The organism is Frankia sp. EI5c, assembly GCF_001636565.1.
GTDB lineage: Bacteria > Actinomycetota > Actinomycetes > Frankiales > Frankiaceae > Parafrankia.
In genome coordinates, this window is the sequence record NZ_LRTK01000033.1 from 47,488 (window position 1) to 70,550 (window position 23,063).

Annotated in this window: 5 protein-coding genes and 2 pseudogenes; all 7 read right to left on the bottom strand. The window is 76.3% G+C overall.

Annotation, left to right across the window (positions count from 1 at the left end; all coding sequences use genetic code 11):
• Position 1 precedes the first annotated feature (1 nt).
• Entirely contained in the window at positions 2-1,033 is a 1,032-nt protein-coding gene (locus tag UG55_RS17140) for an ABC transporter substrate-binding protein (RefSeq protein ID WP_066069965.1), read from the bottom strand.
• 180 nt (positions 1,034-1,213) lie between these two features.
• Positions 1,214-1,606, bottom strand: coding sequence for a hypothetical protein (locus UG55_RS47415; protein WP_396230938.1), 393 nt, complete (start codon positions 1,604-1,606; stop codon positions 1,214-1,216).
• A 41-nt stretch (positions 1,607-1,647) separates the two neighbouring features.
• Positions 1,648-2,746 (bottom strand): annotated as a pseudogene (locus UG55_RS47420) (FAD-dependent monooxygenase); the annotation flags it as partial.
• A 32-nt stretch (positions 2,747-2,778) separates the two neighbouring features.
• A complete protein-coding gene (locus UG55_RS17150; RefSeq protein WP_066069971.1) occupies positions 2,779-7,698 on the bottom strand; it encodes a type I polyketide synthase in 4,920 nt (1,639 codons plus the stop codon).
• Between the two features lie 169 nt (positions 7,699-7,867).
• Positions 7,868-8,934 (bottom strand): KR domain-containing protein (locus UG55_RS47425; RefSeq protein WP_396230936.1); only part of this gene is annotated, 1,067 nt, incomplete at its 5' end.
• A gap of 1 nt (position 8,935) precedes the next feature.
• Positions 8,936-18,865 (bottom strand): annotated as a pseudogene (locus UG55_RS38270) (SDR family NAD(P)-dependent oxidoreductase); the annotation flags it as partial.
• A gap of 58 nt (positions 18,866-18,923) precedes the next feature.
• Positions 18,924-23,063 (bottom strand): type I polyketide synthase (locus tag UG55_RS17160; protein WP_066069977.1); only part of this gene is annotated, 4,140 nt, incomplete at its 5' end.

Below are 23,063 nucleotides of genomic sequence, written 5' to 3' on the forward strand. Positions count from 1 at the left end.
CTCAGCCGTTGTCTATACGTGCGTTGTACCGGTCGGTGACGAAGGTGGCGAAATCCTTCTTGGTCGGCTTGATGTTGCCGAGCTTCACCTCGAGATCGTAGGTCTGCGTGAGCCCGCTGATGACCTCCTTGGTGATGGGCACGCCCTTGATCTCCCCGACGGCGTAGAGCGCCTTGAGAATCGGGGCGGGCGCTCCCACCAGCTTGGACTGGGCCTCGGCGAGCTGGTCGACGTTGTCCCGGCCCCACTCGTAACCGGCCTCGGCCCGGTGGATGAAGTCGACGACGGCGGCCTCCCGGGCCGGGTCACCCAGCGCCGCGTTCGACCCGGCCCAGAGGTTGTTCCCGCGCCACGGACCGGACTCGCCGTCGACGACGAAGCGTGCCGCGCCACTGCTGACGAAGGAGTACACCGGCGCGCTGCACCCGGCCCAGGCGTCGACCTGGCCGCTGCGGTAGGCGGCCACGACGTCGCCGACGGTGGCGAAGTTCACGACCTCGGCGTCGTCGAAGTAGTTGAGCCCCTCCTTCTCGAAGGCGTTGATCGCCACGATCTCGGAGCCGGCGCTCTTGAGGTTGGCGATCTTCTTGCCGACCAGGTCACGGACGGTGCGGATCGGGGAGTCGGTGGGGACGACGATGCCGCACCAGGCTCGCGGGATCTCGACCGCTCGGATGACCGTGATCGGCAGGTCGGCCGCGGCGAAGGCGGAGAACCCCACGTCCCCGGCGAGGACGAGGTCGGCCTTGCCGGAGGCGAGCGCGGCCGACGTCTCGGCCGCACTCGCCACGGTGATGTAGTTGACCTTGTACGGAGTGTCCGCCACGCCTGCCGGTTCGAGTTCCGCTTCCGAGAGGCGCAGGGGGTCAATCACATTGAGCGTCACTCCACTCAGGTCAACCGCGCCCCCGGCTGCCGGTGCCGGTGACGGCGAGGTGTCGGCGCTACTTCCATCCGACCCGCAGGCGACCGCCAGCAGCGTCACCAGCCCCAGTCCGATCGCTGCCCGCGTCGCCCGTTTCGTGCGTCCCATTCCGACGTCCCCGCCCAACTGATTCGAATTTCCTGGTATCTCGACCGACTAGGTGGACTCCAGACGGCATCGCGGACTATATGGGAGTCGATTCCGTTTCGGCAACACTGTGGCCAGGCGTCATGAATCCTGTGCGGACGGTGGACGCCGGTCGGGGAAAGCCCTTATTCCGCCCGCACTTCAGGACACGGGCTCGCCGTCCCCGGCGCCGAACCAGGCGGCGAGCGCGGCGGACAGGCCCTTCACATCCGTCGGCTCACCGGGGCCGGCCGGGTCGATCCAGGCGACATGGCCGTCCGGCCGTACCAGCACCGCCCGGCCGGCCGCCGGGCCGGCGGAGTCGGCGACCGGGGCGGTGACGACGTCGACCCGGGCCTTCCACTCGTCGGCCACGGACAGGTCGGCCGCGCCACCGGACCGGTCCAGCAGTGCGCCGCGGCCCGCCCGCAGCGGGGCCGAGACGGCGTCCAGGTTGTCGATCCGGCCGCCGAGCAGGGCCGGATCCGCGGCCTCGCCGAAGGCCTCCAGCGGATAGCGGACGTCGGTGATGGGCCGGACGAGTCGGCGCACCACCTCCGGAATGTCGGTGAGCTCGCCGAACAGGGACCGCAGCNGGCGGACCGTCTCGTACGGGTGCAGCAGGGTGAGCTGGGCGAGCATGACCTCCACCGCGCGGGCGCCGACCGGGCGGCGCTCCCGGTCGTAGCTGTCGAGCAGATCGGGCGGCGCCCACCCGGACAGCTCCGCGGCCAGCTTCCAACCGAGGTTCACCGCGTCGTTCAGCCCGGTGTTCAGCCCGTGCCCGACCGCGTGGAAGTGGACGTGGGCCGCGTCCCCGGCGAGGAGGACCCGGCCGTTGCGGTACGTCGACGGGATCCGGGTGACGTTGCCGTACCGGGCGAGCCAGCGCGGCCGGCCCCGCTCGATGTCCGCGCCGGTCACCCGGCGGACGCTCGCGCGCACCTCGTCGAAGGTGACCGGCTCGTCCGGCCCCGGCGTCGGCCGGTCGAACTCGGTGGTCATCACGACGTGGAAGGCGGCGTCCGGGAGCGCGCCGAACATGCCGCCCGGCCCGGTCGTGCCGCTGGGCGGGCCCTGGAAGTCCTCGACGTGCGCGACCGTGCCGTACCAGGACGGCCCCACGGCGGGCGCCTCGAACCCGGCGAGCTCGCGGACGGCGCTGTTCTGGCCGTCCGCCCCCACCAGGTAGGCGCCGCGGATCTCGCTGCCGCCCCCGGTGCTCCCGCCGCCGTGGTCGGCCGGCACCCCGGCTGCCGGCGCCCCCGACCCCGGCGAGCCGGGGGAGTACGGCCGGACGGTGACCGTCACCCCGTCCGCGTCCTGGGCGACCCCGACGACCTCGGTCCCGGTGCGCAGCTCGGCGCCGAGCGCGACCGCCCGGTCGGCGAGCAGCTGTTCGACCCGGCTCTGCGGCACGATCAGCCAGTACTCGCGCGGGTCGGCGAGGGTGAGGTCCAGTGGGAAGTGCGCGAAGTGCACGAACGGCCAGCGGGGCAGCTCGCCGAGCTCGTCGAGCAGGCCGCGCTGGGCGAGCAGGTCGACGGAGCGGCCGTGCAGCAGCTTGGAGAAGGACTCGGTGTCCCGCTCGGCGCGCCGCTCCAGCACGACTGTGGGCACGCCGGCCAGGCGTAGTTCGACGGCGAGCAGGAGACCGACCGGTCCGCCGCCGGCGATGATGACCGTCTGTGTCAAGGTGGCTCCTCAGGTGGTGTCTGTCGGGCGGCTCAGGCGGTGGCGGGGACGGTCGGGGCGGCCAGGAACCGGGCCAGTGAGATTGGCGTCGGGTGGTCGAAGATCGCGGTGGGGGGCAGCACGAGGCCGGCGAGGTCCTGGAACCGCTGGTTGAGCTCCAGCGCCGTCATCGAGGTGAAGCCCATCGCGAGGAACTCGGCGTCGGCGTCGACGTCCTCCGCCCCCGCGAACCCCAGCAACGCGGCGGCCTGGTCGCGGACGAGGTCGAGCAGCACCCGCTCCCGCTCGGAGCCGGTGCTCGCCGCCAGCCTGGTGGTCCACTCCCGGGCCGGGGCCGGCTCTTCGCCGCGGCCGACGACCTCCTCGGACCAGACCTTCCGGGCTGCCGGGACCTCCCGGAACAGCCCGGCCGGCCGGGGCCGTGCGGTGTGCAGCGCCGCCCAGTCGACGTCGGCGAGGACAAGCCGCCCGCGATCAGGTGCCGGGGCGCCGGACCGTTCGCCGAGGACCTCGGAAAGCACCTCATCCAGTACGTCGAGGGCGAGATCGACGGTGACGGGCCGAAGCCCGGTGGTGCCGGTGGTGCCGGCTGCGCTGGCCGGGGCCCGACGGTCGCCGTCCTGCCAGGGCCCCCAGGCGACCGAGGCCCATGGGAGGCCCCCGGCCCGGGCACCCGCGACGAACGCATCCGCCCAGGCCTCGAACCCCGCGCGCTCGGGCGGGCCGTCAAGGTCCACCACAGCGGAGGTCGGTGCCAGCACCAGCACCGCCGGGCTGGTCGCGGCATCCGCTGCGGTGGCATGGGTGCTGCCGGCGGTGACCGCGCGCAGGGCGCGCAACGACGCGGTCGCCGCCTCGGCGGGCAGATCCGGCAGCGCGTGTACGACGGCGACCAGGGGATAACCGGCCGGCGTCGCCTTGACCAGCGCGGCCAGGGTGTCCGCGTCGCCCGGCTTCCAGTCGACCACCGCGGTGCGGGCACCGGCCGCGGCGAGCTCCACGAGCAGTGCGTCCTGCGGGCTGCCCGGGCCGACCGGCGCGCCCGTGGGTTCCCGGGTGAGCACCAGCCGCTGGGCACCGCCGCGGGCGAGCCGGCGCGCCGCCTGGGCGCCGAGGCCGGCGGTCCCACCGGTCACCAGGACGGTGCCCGGCGGCAGCCGGTCATCCCGCTGCCGGCCGTTCGATCTGCCGGTCGGCCGGGTGGCGGCCGCCGGGGCCGGCACCGGCCGCAGGCGCCGGGCGAACAGACCCTCCGCCCGCAGGGCGACCTGCTCCTCGGTGCCGTCGGCCAGCGCCCGCACCAGCCGTCGCGCACAGGCACTGTCGTCCTCGACCTCGGCGCCCGCGGAGGGCAGGTCGGCCAGGCAGGCGGGGCGGGCCGGGCGGTCGGCCGCGAGCCGGGTCACGAGACCCCACACCCGGGCCTGGGACGGATCCGGCGGCGGGTCGGCCGCGGCCGCGGCGACGGCGCCCCGCGTGACCGTCCACACCGGGACGTCGTGCCAGGCCTCGCAGAGGGGATCGAGAAGTGCGGCCGCCACGGGCGGGTGCCCGGTCACCGCCTCCGGCCCGGTCACCGCCTCCGGCCCGGTCACCGCCTCCGGCCCTGGTACCGCCTCCGGCCCGGTCACGCCATCCGGTCCGGTGACGGCGCCCGGCGCGGGGAGGAGACGCAGGTTGAGCACGCCCGCCGGCGGGAGCGGCTCGCCCGGACCGTCGGGTTGCTCCCGGTGCGGGTCGACGGTGGCACCGTGCCGGCGCAGCTCGGCGTCGATCGCCGTGACCAGGGGGTCACCCACCTGGTCGTCGCGGATCAGCAGCGCCCAGCGTCCGTCGAGCCGGCCGGCGGCGGCGGTGTCACCCAGCCGGTTCCACACCAGCCGGTGACGCCAGTGCGCGGACCGGCGCCAGGCCGCCAGTGATGGCAGGACGGACCGCAGCGGGGCATCCGGGTCGACTCGCAGCGTCGCCGCGAGGGCGGCCGGGTCCGCCGCGTCGACGAGGTTCCAGAACTGGCGCTCGCCCGGCCGCGCCGCGGCGCCGGAAGGTCCCGGCTCGTCCGGGTCGGCTGCCCGGCCGGTCACCGGCGCGTCCAGCCAGAAGCGGCGGCGGTCGAACGCGTAGGTCGGCAGGTCTGCCCGGCGCGGTGCGTGGCGGGCGTACAGCGGGGCGAAGTCCACCGCGTGGCCGTGCGCCTGCAGCGTGCCGAGCGCGAGCAGCAGGGCCTCGTCGTCGCCGCGGTCCGGGCGCGCGGTCGCCACGACCGTGCGCCGCGCCGCCGATCCGCCCGCAGGTTCGCCCGCCGATCCGACTTCCGATCCGGTCGCCGACAGTGCGCGTTCGGTCAGGGTGGTGAGGGTGGCGTCCGGACCGATCTCGACGAAGGTGTCGACGCCGAGGTCGGCCAGCGCGGCGACGCCGTCCGCGAACCGGACGGTCGCCCGCACATGGCGGGTCCAGTACTCCGGTGTGGTGATCTCCTCCGGCCGGGCCGGCCGGCCGGTGATGTTCGAGATGATCCCGATGGTCGGCGGCCGGTAGGCGACCGTCGCCGCCACCTCGCGGAAGGCGGGCAGCAGCGCGTCGGTGTGCGGGGAGTGGAACGCCCCGGAGACGGTGAGCCCGCGGACGCGGCCGCCGCGGTCGCGCCAGCTCTGCGCCACCTCGGCCAGCGCCGCCGGGTCGCCGGAGACCACCAGCGAGCGGGGAGCGTTGACGGCCGCGACCGACAGCAGGTCGGCGCGGCCGGCGAGCAGGTCGGCGATCTCCTCCTCGGTGGCGTCGAAGCCGCTCATCGCCCCCGGCGGCAGGTCCGCCATCAGCCGCGCCCGGGCGGCGACGAGCACCGCCGTGTCCGCCAGCGTGAGGACGCCGGCGACGTGCGCGGCGACCAGCTCGCCGATCGAATGGCCGGCCACGTGGTCGGGGCGAACACCGAAGCTTTCCACCAGCCGGTACAACGCGACCTCGTGCGCGAACAGCGCCGGCTGCGTGTAGCGGGTCTGATGGATCAGCGCCGCCGTCTCCGGGTCGGTGCTCGGGTCGGCGTGCACGATCGGGCGCAGCGGCCGGTCCAGGTGCGGGTCGAGGGCGGCCAGCACCTCGTCGAAGGCGGCGGCGTAGACCGGGTGGCGCTCGTAGAGCGCCCGGCCCATGCCCGGGCGCTGGCTGCCCTGCCCGGTGAACAGGAACGCCGTCGGCCCGGTGGGCCGGCGCCGCCCGCGGGCCACCGAGACGTCCGGGCTGCCGGTCTCCAGCGCCCGCAGGCCGCGCAGCAGCCCGGCCCGGTCCGCGGCGACCAGGACCGCGCGCTCGTCGAACCGGGTCCGCAGGGTGGCCAGCGAGTGGGCGACGTCGACGGCACGCAGGTCGGGGTGGTCGAGGAGGTGGGCGCGCAGCCGGGCGGCCTGACCGGCCAGCGCCGGCCCGGTCCGGGCGGACAGCGTCAACGGCAGGGGCAGCGACAGCGGCCCGGCGGGCCCGCCCGACGCTGCCTCGGCCGCTCTCGGCGCCCCGGCCGCGGGGACGTCGGCCCCGGTGGTCTCGGTGGTCTCGGCCGCGGTCTCGACGGCCTGCTCCAGGATGACGTGGGCGTTGGTGCCGCTGATCCCGAACGACGAGACGGCGGCGCGGCGCGGCCGGTCGACGTCCGGCCAGGGCACGGGGTCGGTGAGCAGGCTGACGGCGCCCGCCGACCAGTCGACGTGGGAGCTGGGGCGGTCGACGTGCAGCGTCGCCGGCAGCCGGCCGTGCCTGATCGCCTCGACCATCTTGATGATGCCGGCGACACCCGCCGCGGCCTGGGTGTGCCCGATGTTCGACTTGATCGAACCGATGTGCAGCGGGCGGTCGGCCGGGCGGTCCTGGCCGTAGGTGGCGAGCACGGCCTGCGCCTCGATCGGGTCGCCGAGCGTCGTGCCGGTGCCGTGGGCTTCGAGCGCGTCCACCTCGGCTCCGGACAGCCGGGCCGCGGCCAGGGCCTGCCGGATGAGCCGTTCCTGCGACGGCCCGTTGGGTGCGGTGAGGCCGTTGCTCGCACCGTCCGAGTTCACCGCCGTACCGCGGACGACGGCGAGCACCGGACGCCCGGCGCGGCGCGCGTCGGAGAGCCGTTCCAGCAGCAGGAGCCCGGCGCCCTCGCCCCAGCCGGTGCCGTCGGCGGCGTCCGCGAAGGCCTTGCAGCGACCGTCCGGAGCGAGCCCGCGCTGCCGGCTGAACTCGATGAACACCGACGGGGTCGCCATCAGCGTCACCCCGCCGGCGAGCGCCAGCGTGCACTCGCCGGCCCGCAGCGCCCGCGCGGCCAGGTGCACGGCGACCAGCGACGAGGAGCAGGCGGTGTCGATGGTGAGAGTAGGCCCCTCCAGGCCGAAGGTGTAGGAGACCCGGCCGGAGGCGACGCTGCCGGCGCTGCCGCTGCCGATCTGCCCCTCCAGCTCGGCCGGCCCCCGCCCGAACAGGCGGGCGCCGTAGTCGGCGTACATGACACCGGTGAACACGCCGGTCCGGCTGCCGCGCAGCGACTCCGGCGTGATGCCGGCCCGCTCGAACGCCTCCCACGCCGTTTCCAGCAGCAGCCGCTGCTGCGGGTCGACGGCGAGCGCGTCCCGCGGGGAGATACCGAAGAAACCCGGGTCGAAGTGGTCGGCCTCGGCGACGAACGCCCCGGCGCGGGTGTAGAAGGTGCCGGTCCGGTCCGGGTCGGGGTCGTAGAGCGAGGTGAGGTCCCAGCCGCGGTCGGCGGGGATCTCACCGACCGCGTCGACACCGCCGTCGACCAGCCGCCACAGCTGCTCCGGGGAGGTGACGCCGCCGGGGTAGCGGCAGGCCATGCCGACGATGGCGATCGGCTCGGTCTCGCGCGCCTCCAGGTCGCGAACCCGGCGGCGGGTGCGCTCCAGTTCGGCGGTCACCCGCTTCAGGTACTCGACGAGCTTGTCCTCGCTCACCATCGGAGATCGGCTCCCGGGGTCGGTACCGGCAGCGGTGGCCGGGCCCGCGCGGGCCCGGGCACTGCGGCGGTCAGGGTGGGGGTGGGGGCGGTCACGGTCGTCGGGGTAATCGGGGTAATCGGGGTAATCGGGGTCGCCGGGGTGCCCGCGGGCGTTGCGGCCGCGGGCGTCACAGCACGCCCAGCTCGTTGTCGATCAGGTCGAGGATCTCGTCGGCCGTCGCCGTGCTGATCCGGTCGGCGTCGGCCGGCCCGCCGGGGTCACCGGCGTCGCCGGGTTCGCCGGGTTCGCCGGTGGGTTCCGCGGTGACCAGTGAGACCGGGCTGTCGGTGGCTTCCAGCGACCACAGCAGTGCCCGCAGCCGGCTGGTGGCCTTCGCCCGCAGATCCCCCTCGTCGGCGAGGGTGGTGAGGGTGGCGGAGAGCCGGTCGAGGTCGGCGAGCACCGACCCGCCCTCGCCGGCGGCCGCTGCGTCCGGACGCAGCCGGTCGAGCAGGAAGGCGGCGAGCGCACGGGCCGTCGGGTAGTCGAAGACCAGCGTGGCGGGCAGCCTGGTGCCGGTCGCCTGGCTCAGCCGGTTGCGCAGTTCGACGCCGGTGAGCGAGTCGAAGCCCAGCTCCTTGAAGGACGTCTCCTCGTCGACGGCGTCCGGGTTCGGATGGCCGAGCACCGTGGCAACCGTCGCCCGCACCAGGGCGGTCACCGCGGCCGGTGCCTCGGCCGCCGGCAGCCGGGCCAGCCGCTCGGCCCAGGCACCGTCCACCGCGGACCCGCCCGTCGCGCCGTCGGCCGTGCCGGCGGCCGGTGCGGCCCGCCGTGCGCGAAGCAGCGCCCGCAGCAGCGGGGGGACCTCGTTTCCGGCGCCCGCCGTGCCGGCGGTGGCGGCCCGCAGGGCAGCGGTGTCCAGCGGCGCGGCGACCAGCGACGCTCTGTCCACCGTGAGTGTCGTGTCCAGCAGAGCCAGACCGTGCTCGTTCGTCAGCGGCCTGATTCCGGTGCGCCGGATGCGGGCCAGATCGGCGTCCCCGAGGTGGCCCGTCATCCCGCTGGCCTCGCCCCACAGGCCCCAGGCCAGTGCGGACGCCGGCCGGCCGGCAGCTCGCCGCAGGTGGGCGAGCGCGTCGACGAACGTGTTCCCGGCCGCATAGCTGGCCTGGCCCGGGGTGCCGATGGTGCCGCTGGTCGAGGAGAACAGCACGAAGGCGGCCAGGCCGGGCGTGTCCAGCGTGGCGAGGTNCAGGTTCCAGGCCGCGTCGATCTTCGGGCGCAGCACCGCCTCCAGCCGCGCGGGTGTCAGGGCGGTGAGGATGCCGTCGTCGAGCACGCCCGCGGTGTGCACGACGGCGGTCAGCGGTGCCTGCCGGGTGCCGGCGGCGGAGATCAGGGCCCGGGTGCCGGCCAGGTCGGTGAGGTCGTCGGCGACGACGTCGACGTCGACACCGAGCCCGGTCAGCTCGGCCACCAGCTCCGGCGCGCCCGGCGCCGCCGGGCCGCGCCGGCTGACCAGCACCAGCCGCCGGACGCCGTGCGCGACCACCAGATGCCGGGCGACGAGCGCGCCCAGCGTGCCGGTGCCTCCCGAGATCAGCACCGTCCCGGCGGCGAGCCCGGGGCCCGCCGCCGCGGTGTCGTCGGGCGGATCCGCCGGGGTGCGGACCAGGCGCGGTACCAGGGTGGTGCCCGCGCGCAGCGCGAGCTGCGTCTCACCGTCCGCCAGCGCCGCGGTGACGGCGGCGGTGAGCACGGATCCGTCCACCCCCGCGCCGTGCGCCGCCGTGGGGTCGATGTCGAGGAGCAGGAAGCGGTCCGGGTTCTCGGTCTGCGCGCTGCGGAGCAGACCCCACAGTGGGGCGCCGACCAGGTCGGTGAGGGTGTGATCGCCGGCCGCCGGCACCGCGCCCGCCGTCACGACGACGAGGCGGCTGCCCGCCCCGCCGTCGGCGAGCCAGCCCTGCAGCAGCGCGAGGGTCCGCTCGGTGGCGGCCTTCGCCCGCCCCGCCAGCTCGGCGCCGGCCGCCAGCCCGCCGGCACCCGCTCCAGCCGCACCCGCTCCAGCCGCACCGGCTTCGGTGCCAGCGGGCGGTGGGGAAACGGCCGGGGTGACGAGAACGATCTCAGGGGTGGTCGCCGCGGATGTCCGCAGCGTGCCGAGGTCGGCCGCCGCCTCGGCGGTGACACCCGCCCGGGTGAGCGCGCCGAGCAGGTCCAGCGGGTCGGGGCCGAGCACGACCCAACGCCGCTGCGGGCCGGTGTCGGCGGTTACGGTCCTCGCCGCCACCGGCGTCCACTCGACGTGGTGCAACGCGTCGTGGAAGCGGCGGGCGCCGAGCTTGGACGTCTCGATCGGGCGCAGCGCCAGCGAGCCGACGGTGACCAGCGGTGCCCCGGTCGCGTCGGCGATCTCCACCCGGACCGCGTCCGGGCTGGCCGGGACGGGGGAGACGCGAACCCGGGCCGCGGAGCCGCCGGCCCGGTGCAGGGTCACCTCGTTCCAGGCGAACGGCAGCCGCACGGCCGCGTCGCCGCGGCTGTCACCGTCGCCACCGCTGTCGCGGCTGTCGCGGCCGGCCAGGGCGAGGGCGTGCAGCGCGGCGTCGAACGGCGCCGGGTGCAGGCCGTAGCCGGAACCGCCCGGCGCCGGACCGTCCCCGTCCGCCGCCTGCGCGACCAGCTCGGCCCAGACGACGTCGCCGTCGGTCCAGGCGGCGCGCAGGCCCTGGAACGCGGGGCCGTAGTCATAGCCGCGGTCGGCCATGCCGTCGTAGAACGCCGAGACCTCGACGGCCTCCGCGCCCGGCGGCGGCCACGCCCCGGCGAGGCCGGTCTCCGCCTGCCCGCCGGAGCCGTCGGCGGCCTGGTCGGTGAGCGTGGCGCTGGCGTGCAGCGCCCAGTCGGCACCGTCGTCCTCGGTGGTCGGCACCGCCGGGCGCGAGTAGACCGACAGCGTGCTTCCCGCCGGGCGGCCCTCCGCGCCGTCGTCCGTGACCACGACCTGGATGTCGACGGCGCCGCCCTCGGGCAGCACGAGCGGTTCGTGCAGGGTCAGGTCGTCGACCACCGGCCGGCCGACCTGCCCGCCGGCGTGCAGCGCGAGGTCCACGAAGGCGGTGCCCGGCAGCAGGACGGCGCCGGCGACCCGGTGGTCGGTGACCCACGGGTGTGACCGGGCGGAGAGGCGTCCGGTGAACAGGGTCACCGCGCCACCGGCCACGGGTGTCGCCGCACCGAGCAGTGGGTGGCCGGCGTCGGCGAGTCCCGCCGCCTCGATCCCGGCCCGGCCGGCCGGCGCGTCCAGCCAGTAGCGCTCGCGCTGGAACGGATAGGCCGGCAGCCCGACGAGGCGGCCCGCTGCCGGCAGCGCCGCCTGCCAGCGCACCGGCCGCCCGGCCACGTGCAGCTCGGCGAGGCTGACGAGGAACCGGTCGAGATCGCCCTCGTCCCGGCGCAGCGTGCCGGTGACCAGCACCGGTCCGATGGCCCGCCCGTCGCCGGCCGGCGTGTCGGCATCCTGCGTGTCGGCGGTGTGGGCGTCGGCGGTGTGCGCGTCCACGGTCTCGGAGATGGGCACGGTGAGCACCGGGTGCGGGCTGACCTCGACGAAGGTGTCGTGACCGGCCTCCAGCAACGCCGTCACCGCCTCCGCGAGGCGTACGGTGCCGCGCAGGTTGGTGTACCAGTACTCGGCGTCCAGCCCGGTGGTGTCGAACCACCCGGCGGTGACCGTGGAGAAGAACGGCACGGCCGCCGCGCGGGGGGCGATCGGGCCGAGCAGGTCGAGCAGCCGGTCGCGCAGCGGCTCGATCTGCGCGGAGTGGGAGGCGTAGTCGACCGGGATCAACCGGGCCCGCACCCCCTCGTCCTGGTAGCGGCGGACCAGCTCGTGCAGCGCCACCGCGTCACCCGCGACGACCGTGGACGCCGGCCCGTTCACCGCGGCAACCGACAGCGCGGCGGCAACCGGCAGCGCGGCGGGCGCCGACTCGCCGGCTCCCGCCCCGGCCGCGGCGCCGGCCAGTTCGGCGAGGCGGGCCCGCACGGCGTCGGCCGGCAGCGGCACGCTGGCCATGCCGCCCTGCCCGGCGATCTCACGGATCGCCTGGCTGCGCAGCGCGACGACGCGGGCGCCGTCGTCGAGGCTCAGCGCGCCCGCGACGCAGGCGGCCGCGATCTCGCCCTGGGAGTGGCCGATGACCGCGTCCGGCTCGACGCCGTGCGACCGCCACAGCGCGGCGAGTGAGACCATCACCGCCCACAGTGCGGGTTGGACGACGTCCACGCGGTCGAGGTCCGTCCGGTCGCGCAGCACCTGGCGCAGTGACCAGTCGACGTGGGGGGCGAGGGCCTCCTCGCAGGCGGCGAGGTGCTCGGCGAACACCGGGGACCGTTCCAGCAGTGGTACCGCCATACCGACCCACTGGGATCCCTGGCCGGGGAAGACGAAGACGGTCCGGCCCGGCTCCGCGGCCTGGCCGCGGACCAGGGTCGGGTGCGGCTGATCCGCGGCCAGCGCGGCGAGCCCGGCGAGCAGGCTGCCCGGGTCTTCCGTATCGGTGCCCGTGCCCGGGTGGCCGACGACGACCGCTCGGTGCTCGAAGGCGGCCCGTCCGTTGGCGAGGGTGCGCGCGACATCCGCCGCCGTGACCCCCGCCGCCGTGACGTCCGCCGCCGCGGGAGCGGCGCCGGTCAGGTGCGTGTGCAGGCGGCGGGCGGCGGCCCGCAGCGCGTCCGGTGCGCGGGCCGAGAGCACCCACGGCAGGGGGGCCGAGTCGTCCGGGTCCGGGTCCGGGGCCGGGTCAGGGGCCGGGGCGGCGTCGGGCGGTGCTGCTTCGAGGACGACGTGCGCGTTGGTACCGCTCATCCCGAACGACGAGACGCCCGCGCGGCGGGGCCGGTCGGCGTCCGACCAGCCGACGGCCTCGGTCAGCAGCCGCACCGTGCCCGCGGACCAGTCCACGTGCGGTGTCGGGGCGTCCACGTGCAGCGTGGCGGGCAGCAGGCCGTGGCGCAGCGCCTGCACCATCTTGATGACCCCGCCGACGCCGGCGGCGGCCTGGGTGTGCCCGATGTTCGACTTGACCGACCCGAGGTACAGCGGCCGGTCGGCCGGGCGGTCCCGGCCGTAGGTCGCGACGATCGCCTGGGCCTCGATCGGGTCACCGAGGGTCGTCCCGGTGCCGTGCGCCTCGACCGCGTCGACGTCGTCGGCGCGCAGGCCGGCGTCCGCGAGCGCGGCTTCGATGACGCGGCGCTGGGCCGGTCCGCTCGGTGCGGTCAGCCCGTTGCTCGCGCCGTCCTGGTTGACCGCGCTGCCGCGGATCACGGCGAGGATCGGGTAACCGGCGCGGCGCGCGTCGTCGAGGCGGGCGAGCGCGAGCATGCCGACGCCCTCGGCGAAACCGGTGCCGTCCGCCGCCGCGGCGAACGCGCGGCAGCGGCCGTCCGGGGAGAGCCCGCGCTGCCGGCTGAACTCGGTGAACAGGCTCGGCGTCGCCATCACCGTGGCACCGCCGGACAGCGCCAGGTCGACCTCGCCGCGGCGCAGCGCCTGCACGGCGAGGTGCAGCGCCACCAGCGACGACGAGCAGGCGGTGTCGATGCTGACCGCCGGGCCCTGCAGGCCCAGCAGGTAGGAGATGCGGCCGGAGGCGACCGAGGGGGAGTTCCCGGAGGCCAGGTAGCCCTCGACACCGGGTGGGGCGGTGCGCAGCCGGGAGGCGTACTCCTGCGCGAGCACACCGACGAACACGCCGGTGCGGCTGCCGTGCAGCGATGTCGGGTCGATGCCGGCCTGCTCGACCGCCTCCCAGGCGGTCTCCAGCAGCAGGCGCTGCTGCGGGTCGGCGGCCAGTGCCTCCCGCGGGTTGATCCCGAAGAAGGCCGCGTCGAAGTCACCGGCCCGGTCGAGGAACCCGCCGTGTCGGGCGTAGGTGGTGCCGTCGCGGGTGAGGTCGGGGTCGTAGAGCGCGTCGAGGTCCCAGCCGCGGTCGGTGGGGAACCCGCTGATCGCGTCGGTGCCGGTGGCGACGAGCCGCCACAGCTCGTCCGGGTCCGTCACTCCGCCCGGGTAGCGGCAGGCCATGCCGAGCACGGCGATCGGGTCGGCGAGTCCGTCGGTCCGGTCGCCCGCGCGGGCCCGGCCCACGCCGGCCTGATCCGCGGCCGAAGCCGTGCCGGTGGGGCCACCTGGCTGCCCGGGGGCGAGCGCGAGCAGCTCGGCGCGCAGATGCGCGGCGAGCGCGGCCGGTGTGGGGTGGTCGAAAACGAGGGTGGACGGCAGCTGTAGGCCGGTGGCCGTCACCAGGCGACCGCGGACCTCGACGGCGGTCAGCGAATCCAGCCCGAGGTCGCGGAAGCTGCGCTCCGGCGGGACGGCCGAGAGGTCGTCGTGCCCGAGGGCCGCGGCCACCTGCGAACGGACCAGGTCACGCAGCGCCCGTTCGCCCTCGGCGGCGGCCTGGCCGACGAGCGTCGCGGCGAGGGCCGCGGCGGTGGCAGCCGCGGTGGCGGCACCCTCCGCGGTGGCGGCGCCCGCCGCCGTGTCGCCCGCCGCCGGGTCGGTTCCGCCGAACCCGGCCGGCTCGCCCGCGCCGGGCGTGGCCCGGGGGATCTCGGCCAGCAGCGGGCTCGGCCGCCCCGACAGGTCGCTGGCGGCGAGCCGGGACCAGTCGACGTCCGCGACCAGCAGGTTCGTCTCGTTGTCGGCGACCGCCCGGCTCAGCGCCCGCAGGGCCAGGCGGGGGCGCATCGGGCGGACCCCGTGGTACCGCAGGTTCTCCGCGACGCCGACCAGGTCGATCATCCCGCCGTCGGCCCAGGCACCCCAGGCGATGGAGGTGGCCGGCCGCCCGGCCGCGCGGCGGCGGCGGGCCAGGGCGTCCAGGTGGGCGTTGCCGGCGGCGTAGGCGGCCTGGCCGGTGCTGCCCCGCACGGCCGCGGTGGACGAGAACAGGACGAAGGCATCCAGGTCGGTCTCGGCCAGCAGGTCGTCCAGGATCTCCGCGCCGGCGATCTTGCCGGTGACCACCCGGGCGTGCTCGGCGAGGGTGACCTCGGCTGCCGGGGCGTAATCCTGGGCGAGACCGGCGGTGTGGACGACGGCGGTCAGCGGTGCGGGGTCGGCGGCGAGTCCGTCGAGCAGCGCGCAGACCGCTGCGCGCTCGGCGATGTCGACCGCGGCGACGGTCACCCGGGCGCCGAGTGCGGTGAGTTCGGCGACGAGCTCACCGGTGCCGGGTGCCTCCGCACCCCGCCGGCTGACCAGGACGAGATGTTCGGCGCCCCGCTCGGCGAGCCACCGGGAGACGTGCCGCCCGATGCCACCGGTGCCGCCGGTGACCAGCACCGTGCCGCGCGGACGCCAGCCGCCGCCGCCGGCCGTGGCTGCGGGGACCAGCCGACGCACGAACAGTCCATCGGCACGGAGCGCGGCCTGGTCTTCGAACGCGGCCTGGTCTTCTGGAGTGGCCTGGTTTTCTGGAGTGGCGGGCACGGTTCCGGTCAGCAGCGCCGCGAGAGCCGCGGCGGTCACGGAGCCCCCGGCCCCGCTCGCCGGGTCGGTGGCCACCGGAGATTCGGCGACGGCGTTCGCGGCGATGGCCACCCCGGCCGCGGGCAGGTCGACCAGCCCGCCCCACAACGCCGGCCGCTCCAGGCCGAGGACCTGACCGAGACCCCACAGGTGGCCGGCGGCCGGTGACGGTGCGTCGTCGTCCGGCGCGCCGGTGTCCGCGGCGCCGCGGGTCACGGCCCACAGCCTGGGTGTGCCAACCGGCTCGGAGCCGTCCGCGCCGGCCGGCACCGCGTCCACCAGGCCCTGGAACAGCGCGAGCGTGGCGGCGACCCCGACCGGCACCGCGCTGTCGAGCGGATGGCGCTCGGTGGCGAGCCCGAGCAGTGAGAGCACCCCGGACCGGCCCGCGCCGCCGGTGGCCGGCTCCGGTGCCGCTGTCTCAGGTGCGGCGGCCGGCAGGTGGGCGCGCAGCCGGTCGGCGAACCAGCCGCGGTCCGCCCGCGCCGGGTCCGCGAGCAGGGTGACGACGTCCCGGCCGCGCCCGGCGAGGGCCGCCCGGGCGAGGGTGACCGCCTCGTCGTCCTCATGGCCGGTCGGTACCACCAGCAGCCAGCTGCCGCCGCGGGCTCCGTCCGTGGGTGCGCCGTCCCGCGCCGGCGTCGCCGGCTCCTCCGGCGGGGCCGGGATCTCGACCCGGCGCCAGCCGACGCGGTAGCGCCAGCCGTCCACGATGTCGCCGGTGCCCGCGCTCCCGCCGGGCCCGCCGTGGCGCCCGCCCAGCCAGAAGGTCCGGCGCTGGAACGGGTAGGTGGGCAGCTCGGCCAGCAGCTCCGCCCGGGCCTCGGGGGACGGCGGCGCCCACAGCCCGTCCCAGCCGACCGCGTGCCCGTGGACGTGCAGCTGGGCGAGCCCGGCCAGCAGCGCCGCGGTCTCCGCGCGCTCCCGGCGCAGGGCGGGAACGGCGATCGCCGGGCGCGGCGCACCCCCCGTGCCGCTGCCCGTGTCGCTGCCGGTGTCGGTGTCGGTGTCGGGTCCGGCCTCGGAGTCAAGAACGGTGAGGGTGGCGTGGGCGAGTGCGGTGAGCGTGGTGTCCGGCCCGATCTCCAGGAACGTGCCGGCACCGAGGCCACGCAGCGCCTGGACGCCCTGGTGGAAGCGGACGGTGCCGCGGATGTGCCGCACCCAGTAGCCCGGGGTGGTGATGTCCCCGGGATCGGCGGGCGCGCCGGTGAGGTTGGAGACGACCGGGATGATGGGCCGGGCGTAGGTGAGCGTCGCGGCGACGGCGGCGAAGTCGTCGAGGACGTCGTCCATCAACGGCGAGTGGAAGGCGTGGCTGACCGTCAGCCGGCGGGTGCGGATGCCGCGCGCCGCGGCCGCCCGCTCGATCTGGTCGATCCGGGTGGCCGCGCCGGAGAGCACGGTCGCCGTCGGGGTGTTCGTGGCGGCGACGGAGACCTCGGCCTCATGTCCGGCGAGGAGCTCACGGGCCTGCTCCTCGCCGGTGCGCAGCGAGAGCATGGCGCCGCCCGCGGGGAGCTTCTGCATGAGGGCGGCGCGGGCGGTGACGAGCCGGGCCGCGTCGGGCAGGTCGAAGACGCCGGCGAGATGGGCGGCGGTGAGCTCGCCGAGGGAGTGGCCGGCAAGGTGGTCCGGCCGGACGCCGAGCGAGGTGACCAGCCGGTACAGGGCCACTTCCAGCGCGAACAGCGCGGGCTGGGTGTAGCGGGTCTGGTGGACGAGGGCGGCGAGGTCGGGGTCGGTGTCGGGGTCGGCGGTGAGGACGTCGCGCAGGCTGGGCAGGCCGCCGTCACCGTCGCCCGCGGCGCCGGTGGGCGTGAGCTGGGCGTCGAGAGCGGTGATCGTCTCGTCGTAGGCGGTGGCGAAGACGGGGAAGGCGGCGGCGAGTTCGCGGCCCATGCCGGGGCGCTGGCTGCCCTGCCCGCTGAACAGGAACGCCAGCCGGCCCGGGCGGCCCGCGCTGCCGGTCACCGTACCCGCGCCGGGTGTGCCGCCGGCCAGGGCGCGCAGCCGGTCGATGACCTCGTCGTGCCCGGTGCCGAGGACGACGGCACGGTGCTCGAGCCGCGCCCGTCCGGTCGCGAGCGTCGCCGCCACGGCGGCCAGGCCCGTTCCCGGATGCTGGCTCAGGTAGTCCGCCAGGCCCGTCGCCTGTGCGGCCAGTGCCGCCGAGGTCCGCGCGGAGAGCAGGAGCGCCGGGGTCGGCGCACCGGGCGCCTCGTCGGGCGCCTCGTCGGCATCATCCTGCCGGCTCGGCGCCTCCTCCAGGATCACGTGGGCGTTCGTCCCGCTGATGCCGAAGGCGGAGACACCGGCGCGGCGCGGCCGGTCGAGCCGCGGCCAGGGGCGTGCCTCGGTCAGCAGCCGGACGGCGCCGGCCGTCCAGTCCACGTGCGGGGTGGGCGCGTCGACGTGCAGCGTCGCCGGCAGCTCACCGTGTCGCAGGGCCTCGACCATCTTGATCACACCCGCGATCCCGGCGGCCGCCTGGGTGTGCCCGATGTTCGACTTGACCGCGCCCAGATAGAGCGGCCGGTCCGGGGGGCGCGCCGCACCGTAGGCGGCGAGCAGGGCGTCCGCCTCGATCGGGTCGCCGAGCCGGGTGCCGGTGCCGTGCGCCTCGACGGCGTCGACGTCGGCGGCGGTCAGCCGGGCGTCGGCGAGTGCGGCCCGGATGACGCCCTGCTGGGCGACGCCGTTGGGTGCGGTGAGGCCGTTGCTCGCCCCGTCCGAGTTGATGGCCGACCCGCGCAGGACCGCCAGCACGGGATGGTTGTTCGCGAGTGCGTCGGAGAGCCGTTCCAGGAGGACCAGCCCGACGCCCTCGGCGAAGTTGGTGCCGTCGGCCGCCGCCGCGAACGCCTTGGCGCGGCCGTCGGGAGCGAGCCCGCGCTGCCGGCTGAACTCGATCAGCCCGTCCGGCGTGGCCATCACCGTCACACCGCCGGCCAGCGCCAGCGCGCACTCGCCGCGGCGCAGCGCGTTCGCGGCCAGGTGCAGCGCCACGAGCGAGGACGAGCAGGCGGTGTCGAGGGTGACCGCCGGCCCCTGCAGACCGAGGCTGTAGGCGACCCGGCCGGAGGCGACGGACGTCGTCGTGCCGGTGAGCAGGTAGCCCTCCAGGCCGTCCGCGTCGGCGAACGAGCGCGGGTGGTAGCCCTGCGCGATCACCCCGGCGAAGACGCCGGTGCTGCTGCCGCGCAGCGACGCCGGGTCGAGCCCGGCGCGTTCCAGCGTCTCCCAGGCGGTTTCCAGCAGCAGCCGCTGCTGCGGGTCCGTCGCGAGTGCCTCCCGCGGCGGTATGGAGAAGAAGTCGGCGTCGAAGTCGCCGGCGTCGTAGAGGAACGCCCCCTCACGGGTGTAGCAGGTGCCCACCGACTCCGGGTCGGGATCGTAGAGGCTTTCGAGGTCCCAGCCGCGGTCGGTCGGGAAGCCGGCGACCGCGTCGGTGCCGCCGCGGACCAGCTCCCACAGGTCGGCCGCCGAACGCACGCCGCCCGGATAACGGCAGGCCGCCGAGACGATGGCGATCGGCTCCCGGACCCGTGCCTCGGCCTCCGACAGCCGGCGACGGGTGTGGCGCAGGTCGGCGGTGGCCCGGAGGAGATAGTCGCGGAGCCTGTCCTCGTTGGACATCAGCTGCCCACCTCCGTCGTTCGTCGTCTGTTGGCGTTCGTCGTCGGATCTGTCTCGGTCACCGGCTGACCCCGTCCTCGTCCAGTTCTCGGTCGAGGGCGGCGAACAGCTCGTCGTCGCTCGTCACCTCGAGCGCGCCGGCGGGTTCGGGGTGCCCGTCCGGCCGGTCCCGCTGGCCGTCGCGGCGCTCGGTCCAGCTCCACAGCAGGGCCTGCAGCCGGTCGACGGCCGCGTGCGCGTTGGGATCGTCGGTGGGCAGTGCGGCGAGCACCCGTTCCAGCTCGTCGACCCGCCGCTGGACCGGGACCGCGGCCAGGTCGCCGCCGCCGTCGCCGTCCCCGCCAGCGGTGCCGGGCCGGCCCGGCCCGGTCGGCAGGGCGATCTCGGTGCGCAGGCGTTCCACCACGGCGAGCGGGGTCGGGTGGTCGAAGACGAGCACCGTCGGCAGGCGCAGGCCGGTCGCGGCGTTCAGCCGGTTGCGGACCTCCACCGCCGTGAGCGAGTCCAGCCCCAGCTCCTTGAACGGGACGTCCGCATCGAGCTGGGCCGGGTCGGCATGCCCGAGGGACGCGGCGACCGCCGCCCGGACCACGTCGAGCAGCAGCGCGTCGCGGTCGGCGGCCGTCGGGGCCGCTGCCAGCCGGGCGCGCAGCCGAGCCTGCGCGTCGCCGGCCGCCCCGCCGGACCCGGTGCCGCCCGGGCCGTCAGCGTCGTCCGCCGTGGTGCCGGCCCCGCCCGGGCGGTCGGCGCCGAGCGCGGCCCGGACGTCATCGATCGCACTGAGCAGTGGGCTCGGCCGGCGGGCGGTGAACGCCGGGGCGAACCGGCTCCAGTCCATGTCGGAGATGCTCAGCGTGGTCTCGTCCGCCGCGATCGCGGCGGCGAGGGCACGCAGGGCCAGCCGCGGTGCCATCAGCCGCAGCCCGCGCCGCTGAAGACCCTCCGCGGCCTCCGGCCGGGCGAGCATGCCGCCGTCGGCCCAGGCTCCCCACGCCACCGACAGGGCCTGGCGGCCCTGCCCGCGGAGCCGGTGGGCGAGCAGGTCGAGATGGGCGTTCCCGGCGGCGTAGGCACCCTGCCCCCCGGAACCCCACACACCGGCGTTCGAGGAGAACAGGACGAGCGTCTCGACCGGGTGGTCGGCGACGGCCGCGGCGAGCAGCTCCGCGCCGGTGGTCTTGGCCGCGACGACCTCGGCGTAGTCGGCCGCCGTCATCGTCGCCACCGGGGCGGCCTCCTGGGCCAGCCCGGCGGCGTGGAAGACGGCCGTCAACGGGGGGCCGGCCGCGTCGATCGCGGCGCGCAGGACGTCCACGGACGCCGGGTCGGCCGTGTCCGCGGCGACCACCGTCACGGCGACCTTGCGCCCGGGCGTGGAGCTCCCGGCGGTGACGTCCCGGGCGGTGAGCTCGGCGACCAGCTCGGCGGCGCCCGGCGCCGCGGCGCCGCGGCGGCTGGTGAGGATCAGGTGTTCGGCGCCGTTGTCGGCGAGCCAGCGGGCCAGGTGCGCGCCGATGCCCCCGGTCCCGCCGGTGACGAGCACGGCGCCGCGCGGGTGCCAGCTGCCGTCGCCGGCCCGCCGGCCCGCCCGCACCAGCCGGCGGGCGAACCCGCCCGCGGAACGCAGCGCCACCTGATCCTCGACGCCCTCGACGCCCTCTCCGCCCTCGGCGTTCTTGGCGTCCTCGGTGTCGTTGACGTCGTCGGCCGCTGGGGCCCCGAAAATCTGCGCGATCCCGGCGGCTGCCGCGGCATCTGCGGCCACCGTGCTGGGGGTCTCGGCGGTCTCGGCGGTCTCGGGGGTCTCGGGGGTCTCGGGGGCGAGGTGCGGCAGGTCGATCAGGCCGGCCCACAGCTCCGGGTGCTCCAGGGCGATGGTGCGGCCGAGGCCCCACAGCTGCGCCTGCTCCGGCACGGGAGTCGGGTCGTCCGGCTGGCCGGTGCGCACCGCACCGCTGGTGACCGCCCACAGCCGGGCGGGTACCGGGTGCGCGGCCAGCGCCCGCACCAGTTCGAGGGTGCCGGCGATGCCCGCCGGCACCGCTGGGTGCCCGGGGTGCTGCTCCGCCGCGAGACCGAGCAGCGAGACCACGCCGCGCGGACCGTCGGCGTCGTCGGTGCCGAGCCGGTCGGCGAACCAGGCCGCGTCGACCTCGCCGGCCGACAGGTCGACCGGCAGCGGATGGACCCGGCCGCCGTGCGCCGCGAGGGCCGCGGTGACGAACCGGGCGTGCGGTCCCTCGGCGAGCGTGGTCGGCACCACCAGGAGCCACGACCCGGCGAGGTCGACCGGTCGCGCCGCCGGTGCCCGGGCCCCGGGCGGCGACAGTGGGCGCCACACCTCCCGGTACCGCCACCGGTCGAGCGGGTCGCCGTCGGCGGTGACCGGGCGGTCCAGCCAGTAGCGGCGGCGCTCGAACGGGTAGGTCGGCAGCTCCACCGGTTCGGGCCGCGGCCCCGTCGCGGGCCGCGCCGCCGCCCAGTCGACGGTGACACCGCGGGTGTGCAGCTCAGCCGCGCTGGCGAGGAACCGGGACCACCCGCCGTCGTCCCGGCGCAGCGTCCCGACCGCCACCGCCACCGCCGCCGTTCCCGCGCCGGAGGCGGTGGCGGTGGCGGTGGCCTCGGCCTCGATCGTCTCGGTGATTCCTACGGTCACCACCGGGTGCGGGCTGACCTCCAGGAAAACCTGGTGGCCGGCGCGCAGCAGCCCCCGCACGGTCTCGTGGAAACGGACCGGCTCGCGGATGTTGCGGTACCAGTAGGCGGCGTCCAGGGTGGCGGTGTCGACCGGCCCGGCGGTGACGGCTGAATGGAACGGCACCGAAGCTGCCTGTGGTGTGATGCCGCCGAACGCCGCCCGCAGTTCGTCCGCGATCGCCTCGACCTGGGGTGAGTGTGACGCGTAGTCGACCGGGACGCGCCTGGTCCGGATGCCGTCCCGGCTGAGGTCGGCGGCCAGCGCGTCAAGCGCGGCCGGAGTCCCCGAGACGACCGTGGACGTGGGGCTGTTCACCGCCGCGAGGTGTGCCGCGTCGCCGTACGGTGCCAGGTGTTCGCTGGTCCGCTCGGCGGGCAGGGCCACCGAGAGCATTCCGCCCTGCCCGGCCAGGCCGGTGAGCGCCCGCGCCCGCAGGGCGCTGAGGCGCGCGGCGTCGGCGAGGCTCAGCGCCCCCGCGACCTGGGCCGCGGCGATCTCCCCCTGGCTGTGGCCGAGCACCGCGTCCGGTTCGACGCCGAGGTGCCGCCACAGCGCGGCGAGCGCGACCATGACCGCGAACAACGCGGGCTGGACGACCTCCACCCGCTCCAGGTCCGACCCGGCGGCCGGGCCCGGCTCCGGGGCACCGGCCGGACCGGTGAGCAGGGCGAACAGGTCGACATCCAGGTAGGGGCGCAGTGCGTCGGTGGCGGCGCGCAGGTGTTCGGCGAAGACCGGGCTGGTCGCGGCCAGCCCGCGGGCCATCCCCGGCCACTGCGCCCCCTGCCCCGGGAACACCAGGACGACTCGTGGCCGGGCGGTGCCGACCCCGTTCTCCGGGCCGCGGACCAGGCCTTCGGCATCCTCGTCGGCGGCCAGCGCGCGCAGTGCCGCGAGCCGGCCGCCCGCACCGGTGGCGGTGACCGCCGCCCGGTGCGTGAACGTGGCCCTGCCGGTGGCGAGCACGTGGCCGACGGCAGCCGGCTCGGCGGGGGACCCTTCGAGCGCGGCGACGAGTCGGGCCGCCTGCGCGCGCAGCGCCGGCCGCGACCGTGCCGACAACAGCCACGGCAGACCCGGCTGGCCCGGCTGGCCTGCCGGGCTCGACTCGGCCGCCTGGCCGGCCGGCTGGTCGGGGGCCTGTTCGAGGATGACGTGGGCGTTGGTGCCGCTGATGCCGAAGGAGGAGACGGCGGCGCGGCGGGGCCGGTCTACGTCGGGCCAGGGGCGGGGGTCGGTGAGCAGTTCTACGTGGCCGCTGGTCCAGTCGACGTGGTGGCTGGGTTGGTCGATGTGCAGGGTGGCGGGCAGGAGGCCGTGGTGGATGGCCTGGATCATTTTGATGATGCCGGCGGTGCCGGCGGCGGCCTGGGTGTGGCCGATGTTGGATTTGATGGAGCCGAGGTAGAGCGGCTGGTCGGTGGGGCGGTTCTGGCCGTAGGTGGCGAGGAGTGCCTGGGCTTCGATGGGGTCGCCGAGGGTGGTGCCGGTCCCGTG